7 protein-coding genes are annotated in these 6,838 nt (G+C 36.3%); 4 read left to right on the top strand and 3 right to left on the bottom strand.

The window, feature by feature from the left end; all coding sequences use genetic code 11:
- On the bottom strand, positions 1–1,386 hold a 1,386-nt coding region (sppA, locus tag ACIQZ6_RS11010; RefSeq protein ID WP_395811048.1), incomplete at its 3' end, for a signal peptide peptidase SppA.
- Positions 1,387–1,472: 86 nt separating this feature from the next.
- Here sppA and folK point away from each other — a divergent pair.
- Together folK and ACIQZ6_RS11000 are read left to right on the top strand one after the other, a co-directional pair.
- Positions 1,473–1,955 carry a 2-amino-4-hydroxy-6-hydroxymethyldihydropteridine diphosphokinase gene (gene folK, locus ACIQZ6_RS11005; RefSeq protein WP_395811046.1) on the top strand — a complete coding sequence of 161 codons (483 nt, stop codon included), beginning with the start codon at positions 1,473–1,475 and terminating at the stop codon, positions 1,953–1,955.
- 22 nt (positions 1,956–1,977) lie between these two features.
- Positions 1,978–2,364 (top strand): Hpt domain-containing protein, encoded by a 387-nt coding sequence (locus ACIQZ6_RS11000; RefSeq protein ID WP_395811044.1) that lies wholly within the window; start codon positions 1,978–1,980, stop codon positions 2,362–2,364.
- 97 nt (positions 2,365–2,461) lie between these two features.
- On the opposite strand, the gene pssA is transcribed toward ACIQZ6_RS11000, so the two are convergent.
- Both pssA and rho read right to left on the bottom strand, forming a co-directional pair.
- Positions 2,462–3,154, bottom strand: coding sequence for a CDP-diacylglycerol--serine O-phosphatidyltransferase (gene pssA / locus ACIQZ6_RS10995; protein WP_395811042.1), 693 nt, complete (start codon positions 3,152–3,154; stop codon positions 2,462–2,464).
- Between the two features lie 56 nt (positions 3,155–3,210).
- Positions 3,211–4,818, bottom strand: coding sequence for a transcription termination factor Rho (gene rho / locus ACIQZ6_RS10990; protein WP_395811040.1), 1,608 nt, complete (start codon positions 4,816–4,818; stop codon positions 3,211–3,213).
- 237 nt (positions 4,819–5,055) lie between these two features.
- Here rho and pyrF point away from each other — a divergent pair, with 237 nt between their 5' ends.
- Both pyrF and ACIQZ6_RS10980 read left to right on the top strand, forming a co-directional pair.
- On the top strand, positions 5,056–5,883 hold the full coding sequence (gene pyrF, locus ACIQZ6_RS10985) for an orotidine-5'-phosphate decarboxylase (protein WP_395811038.1): 828 nt from the start codon (positions 5,056–5,058) through the stop codon (positions 5,881–5,883).
- A 106-nt stretch (positions 5,884–5,989) separates the two neighbouring features.
- Positions 5,990–6,211 (top strand): PspC domain-containing protein, encoded by a 222-nt coding sequence (locus ACIQZ6_RS10980; RefSeq protein WP_306550503.1) that lies wholly within the window; start codon positions 5,990–5,992, stop codon positions 6,209–6,211.
- The last annotated feature ends 627 nt before the right edge of the window (positions 6,212–6,838 follow it).

Genomic DNA, 6,838 nt, shown 5'->3' with positions numbered 1-6,838 from the left:
TTCTAGCTGAAAGATCATTCGCTCTGCATCTGTTAATGGCCTACTTACGGTTCCTAGATCTGCAAACTTTCCTGTTTGAACTCCATCAAAGGTTATCCCAAGCTTATTATTGAAGAATTTTTGCATGTTCGGAATGATACCAAATACACCAATCGATCCGGTGATCGTATTGGGCTGTGCAAAGATCGAATCTGCTGCACAAGCAATATAATATCCTCCTGAAGCCGCAAGATCACCCATAGATACTATTACTGGCTTTGATTTTTTTGCGAGTACAGTTTCACGCCAAATAACATCAGATGCCAAAGCACTTCCCCCTGGAGAATTTACTCTAAGTACAATAGCCTTTACTTTATCATCCATACGGGCTTTTCTAATTGCTCTAGAAATTCTTTCTGAACCAATAGTTTCATCATCACCTTCGCCACTCATTATTTCGCCATTAGCATAAATTAAAGCTATTCTGTTCTGCGAAGATTCTTCTTTTTCATCTTCTGCGGGTGCATATTCTTCGAGGCTTACTGATTTAATTTCTTTCTTTTTATCAATTTTAGTTAGTTTTTTAAGTTCGTCAAGAACCTCGTCCTTATACATAAGTCCGTCAACCATTTTATAGGTTAAAGCATCTTTTGGAGCTCTAATCTGGGCATTGTCAGCTATAGAAAACAATGTGTTTTTTGGAATTTTTCTGCTTTTAGAAATCTCTGAAAGGAAATGATCGTACATTGAACCTAAGAAACTATTAACCTGCTGCTTATTTGGCTCACTCATTTTATCAAGAATAAATGGCTCTACAGCGCTTTTATAGGTCCCAACTTTAATGATTTGTGCTTCAATATCTAGTTTGTCTAGCGCCCCTTTAAAAAACATAATCTCTGAGCTTAGCCCACGAAAATCGATCATGCCTTCAGGATTAAGGTATATTTTATCGGCAGCAGTTGCCAGGTAATAGGCACCTTGCGAATATACTTCGCTATAGGCGATTATAAATTTTCCACTTTTCTTGAAATCGACCAATGCATTTCTGATTTCTTCCATAGTTGCCATGCCTGATTCAATTGAAGAAGCATCAAGATAAATTCCTCTGATATGGTCATCTGATTTTGCATCTTTAATACCTTGAAGAATTTCGTTTAATCCTAATTTTTTCTTGTTTTCAATCCCAAAAAGACTTAATTCAGCAAAGGGGTTTTTGTCTGTTCTTTCTTTGATTGGATAATCAAGACTAACATGCAGTACACTATTTGAAGCTACGCTTACTTTCCCATCGCTTCCAGCTGTTGATACTATCGCTGTTAACAAAACTATCATTAGCAATAAAACTGCAAAAAATGATAAAATGAAGCCTAACATTGAGGCAAAAACAAATTTGAAAAATTCTTTCATATAAGAGGTAAATACTTTATCTATGCAACCTAACAAATATATAGATTTTGTTTTTGGCAATTTGTTACTCAGGCTTTTAAAATTTTATGTACACAACCTATATTTTGCTTGGCAGTAATCTTGGCGACTGCAGAAAATATCTTTCTGATGCAATTTTAGAAATTGAATGCAAGCTTGGAACGATCAGTTCAAAATCATCCTTGTATCAAACAGCCTCTTGGGGTAATCTTGATCAGCCCGATTTTATAAACCAGGTTATCGAATTAAAAACAAGCCTAAGTCCTGCAGATCTACTCAAAGCTATTTTGAAGATAGAAAATGTTTTAGGTCGTCAACGGCTCAAAAAGTGGGGTTCTAGAACAATTGATATTGATATTCTTTTGTATGAAGATCAAATTGTAAACACTGCTGATCTTGTAATACCACATCCTTATTTATCGGTCAGGAGATTTAGCCTGATGCCATTAAGTGAAATTGCGCCAAATTTGGTTCATCCCATTTCAAGGAAAAACATTACTGAGCTGTTGAATGAATTGACAGATAACTTGTTTGTGAAAAAGTTATCTTAGAATAAAATTAGATCTATTTAATATGTCTGAGCAATTAAAAAACAATAGCGCTGATTTTAATCTTGATCTTTCTTATCTCCAGGATGTAGCAAATGGCAGTAATGAATTCATGATTGAGATGATTCAGTTGTTTCTTGATCAGACTCCAGCTTATTTTGAGCAGTTAGACCAATTAATTAACGATTTAAACTGGCCTGATGTTGCAGAAATTTCTCATAAAATAAAGCCATCTCTTACATTTATGGGAATTGAGACGGCCAGGGATAGTATGGCTGAAATAGAACAAAACGCTCGAAATCTTAAAAATTTAGAAACAATTCAACCAGCATTCAAACTTCTTAAGGAAATGAGTGTGGAACTTTTTCTCAAATTAGCTCAAATCAAATCTGATCTTGAAAAGAGGGTATAAATTGCCTTTTTTGCTGTATACTTTATAAATGATGGGGGGGTTAATAATCAACTAGTTGTTAGTCCTTGGTATTAATGTGTTTCAGACCAGATTCAGTTTACGTTCTGAATTGGATAAATGAAATTAAGAAATACAAGCATAGTATGATTGGAATAGCTGCAAATTGAAATAGTAGCAGTAAAATCAGCGATGAAGCAATTAAGGTATAGCGAAGTAAATTATCCGAAAACTTTAATGATTTAAATTTCAAAGAGATCAGCGGAATTTCTGAAACAAGTAATAAGCCCATTCCCAAACTGAAAATGAATAAAAAATACGGATTCATGATATAATTCATGAAAAAACTAGTGTTTTTATCCATTATTATAGGAAAAGAAGCAATTAATAAGGAATTTGCTGGGGTGGGGAGGCCTATAAAATTTTCAGTTTGCCTGGTATCAATATTAAATTTTGCCAGCCTTAGGGCAGAGAATACAGCGATTAAAAAAGCTGAATAATTTAAAAAGGTGCTATATGGCGCTGTTTGTGGCGATAAAAGAAAAATATGATAAATGATAACTGAGGGTAAAACCCCGAAACTAACCATATCTGCAAGCGAATCTAACTGTTTTCCAATTTCAGAATATGCTTTTAACCACCTGGCAAGCATTCCATCAAGAAAATCAAGCACAGCTGAAATCAATATAGCATAAGATGCAAAATGCAATTCACCATTGAATGCAAACACAATACCCAAACAGCCGCTAAACAAATTTAGACAGGTAACTGTATTGGGGATATGTTGTTTCATCAGAGAGGTATTATCTGTAAAAGGTTTTTTGTTAGTACGCTAATTAATTCAATTCATTAGGAATTCATTGATATCAGGAACTCTTCATTGGTTTTTGTGCCTCGCATTTGAGATTGCAGGAACTCCATAGATTCCTGTGAATTCATATCTGCCAGGTGATTTCTCAAAATCCAGATACGCTGAAGGGTATCTTTATCAAGAAGTAGGTCATCGCGTCGCGTACTTGAAGCTGTCAAATCAATAGCAGGGAATATACGTTTGTTAGATAGTTTTCTATCCAATTGTAATTCCATGTTGCCAGTTCCTTTAAATTCTTCAAAGATCACTTCATCCATTTTAGAACCTGTTTCTGTTAGTGCAGTTGCCAAAATGGTTAATGAACCACCATCTTCAATATTTCTTGCTGCACCAAAGAAACGTTTTGGTTTGTGCAAGGCGTTAGCATCTACACCACCAGACAGTATTTTTCCAGAAGCAGGTGCAACAGTATTGTATGCACGTGCCAGACGGGTAATTGAATCAAGCAGGATAACTACATCATGCCCGCATTCAACCATTCTTTTTGCTTTTTCGAGTACAATATTTGCAATTTTAACATGACGCTCGGCAGGTTCATCAAAAGTTGATGAAACAACCTCTGCACGAACACTTCTAGCCATATCAGTAACCTCCTCAGGACGTTCATCAATTAGCAATATGATCAGGTATACTTCAGGATGATTTTTAGCGATTGCATTTGCTACATCTTTTAAAAGCATAGTTTTACCTGTTTTTGGCTGAGCTACGATCAAACCTCGTTGCCCTTTACCAATTGGAGTAAACAGATCGATTATTCTTGTAGAATGGTTCGCTGTATCCACAAACAGATTTAATTTTTCTGTTGGGAAAAGTGGAGTGAGGTAGTCAAATGGAACTCTGTCTCGAACTTCAGCAGGTATGCGGCCATTGATGGCTTCAACGCGAACAAGTGGGAAATATTTTTCACCCTCTTTGGGCGGGCGAATACTTCCTCTAACCGTATCACCAGTCTTAAGTCCGAATAGTTTTATTTGTGATTGTGATACGTAAATATCATCAGGAGAAGATAGGTAATTGTAATCTGAGGATCTTAAAAATCCATAACCATCGGGCATAATCTCCAAAATTCCTTCATTAACGATCACATTGTCGAAATCCATGTTAATTGCAGGGGTTTCCTGTGTTCTTGAATTTTGTTTAGGATTGTTAGGATTGGGTCTACGTTCAAATTTCTTTGACTCAGTAGATTCAGCATTTGGTTTTGCTTCAGCACCCACAAGAGGAATTTCTGATGGTATTTCAGGAATATCAGTTTCGATCACTGTTTCAATAATAGGAGCTTCATCATCTTCTGGGAAATCAAATGTCCTCGTATTGTTTAATGGAACCTCTTGGTGCTGTTGACTGTCACTTCCTGATTTGGTGCTGCGCAGCCGCTTTCGCGGTTTATCACTAGCATCATTTACTTCAGAGCCATTAGCCTCATTTACAGAGTTATCGCTTACGAGTGGAATTTCGGCATTTTCAAGGATTCTGGTAATTAGATCCTGTTTACGCAAGGTATCAGTATCTTCTATACCAAGAGTTTGAGCAATTTCACGTAGCTCCGAAACGAGCTTATCGTTCAATTTATTACTATCCAGCATTAAATATGGTTTATGTTTTATGGGATTTTAGTTCAATAAATTTATCCTGGAGAGCGACAACACAAAAATTAATGCAATTAATTGATACAAAAGAATTATTGTGATTTCCTGAATTCAGGGATAAAATGAGATTATGACACAATTCTATGCAATAAAAAGAAAAAAACAAAATTTTAATTCTTTTTTTAAGTCTAAGAAGCCATCTTTATTTATTTTCGTGCATATTATGCAGTTATAATGAATAGAAAGCAACTTATTGAACAAATAAAAATCAAGAAATCTTTCCTCTGTGTTGGGCTTGATACCGATATTGAGCTGATTCCCAAATTTCTTCTCAACTTTAAAGACCCGGTATTGGAATTTAATAAGCGGATTATTGATGCAACCCATGATCTTTGTGTTGCCTATAAACCCAATAGTGCATTTTATGAGAGCAGAGGAATTGCTGGTTGGAAGAGTTTAATTGATACCTCAAATTATATTCCCGATACCTGCCTTGGTATTATTGATGCAAAGCGTGGCGACATCGGAAACACCTCATCCATGTATGCTAAAGCATTTTTTGATCATGCTTCGTCAGGAATGAACTTTGATGCCATTACCATCGCTCCTTATATGGGAAGTGATTCTGTGAAGCCATTTCTGGCATTTGAAGATAAATGGGTAATCTTATTGGCGCTTACTTCAAATGAAGGTGGAAAAGATTTTCAATTTATCGATACCGATCATGGTCGTTTATTTGAAGATGTGATACAAAAAGCAAATTCTTGGGCCGGTAACGATAGAATGATGTATGTTGTTGGCGCAACAAGGGCTGAAGAATTCTTGAATATCCGTAAATATGCACCAGATCATTTCTTACTGGTTCCTGGTGTTGGGGCGCAGGGAGGAAGCTTGCAGGAGGTTTGTAAATATGGCTTGTCGGCTAGCTGCGGGCTATTAGTTAACTCATCCAGATCGATTATTTTTGCTTCTTCAGGAGAAGATTTTGCAGAACGTGCCAGAGAAGAAGCAAAAAAACTACAATCTGAAATGGCATTAATACTAGATGGTATTGGATTTTAATTTCAGTAAATGCAGGATATACTCATGCGTTTTTACTAAAAAAGAGTTATCCTGATCAAAAAAAATTCTATCTTGTAAATAGGAATAAAAATATTAGCTAATAATAATGCTTCAACAGTTTCTAACCTTTTTTGAAAAACGATCATTTGGTGTGTGTGCATACCTCGGAGAGCGTTTTAATATTTCAATATCTAAGATTAGGTTATTTTTTATTTACTCCTCTTTTCTTGCCGTAGGCTTTCCTTTAATTGTTTATTTTTTAGCCGCAATTGTTCTGGATGTGCGGCATTATATAAAACGAATTAGAGCCAGAGTTTGGGATTTCTAAAAGAAAACAAGTTTTTTGGGTAAAAGGTAATTGGTAGGTAGCTAAATCCATGAACAGGAAAACTTATATCAATCTTAAACAAATCGTCCAATCACTGAACCTCCGTTCACCTCTCTTCCGCATTGACTGGTGCGGCAATTACTTAATTAGCCAACCCACTGACCTTCATAGCAGCAGGCGCAGCGGCGGCATTTATTCGGTGTAGTTTATTGTTTTTTAAAGGCACTCATGGTCTCGTCGTACCGCCTCGGCTTGGTCCTTTTCTGCTGCAGGAAAAGGACTAAGCCCCCGCGGCTATGAGCGGAATGAAATTAGGTATGCTTGGTAACACCAAGCACTTTCCTATGGCTCTCGACACTAAAATTAAAAACCACCCCCTTTTATTCCCCCGCCAGCGGTGGACACTGGATGCCTAAAGAAAATTTGATTTAAATATTAAATTTCAAGCTTTTTTCGAAATCTCTTTATCCGTTATGCAGTCACCCACAGCTATGAGCCGGAGCAGTTTTATATAGTTTACTTAGCTAACTCCAATTACAGGAAAACTCATATCAATCTCAAACAAATCGTCCATTCACTGCACCTCCGTTCACCTCTCTTCCGCATTGACTGGTGCGGCAATTACTT

This window comes from Daejeonella sp., from assembly GCF_044348475.1.
Classification (GTDB): Bacteria; Bacteroidota; Bacteroidia; order Sphingobacteriales; family Sphingobacteriaceae; genus Daejeonella.
This window is presented reverse-complemented; position numbering and strand designations above follow the sequence as displayed.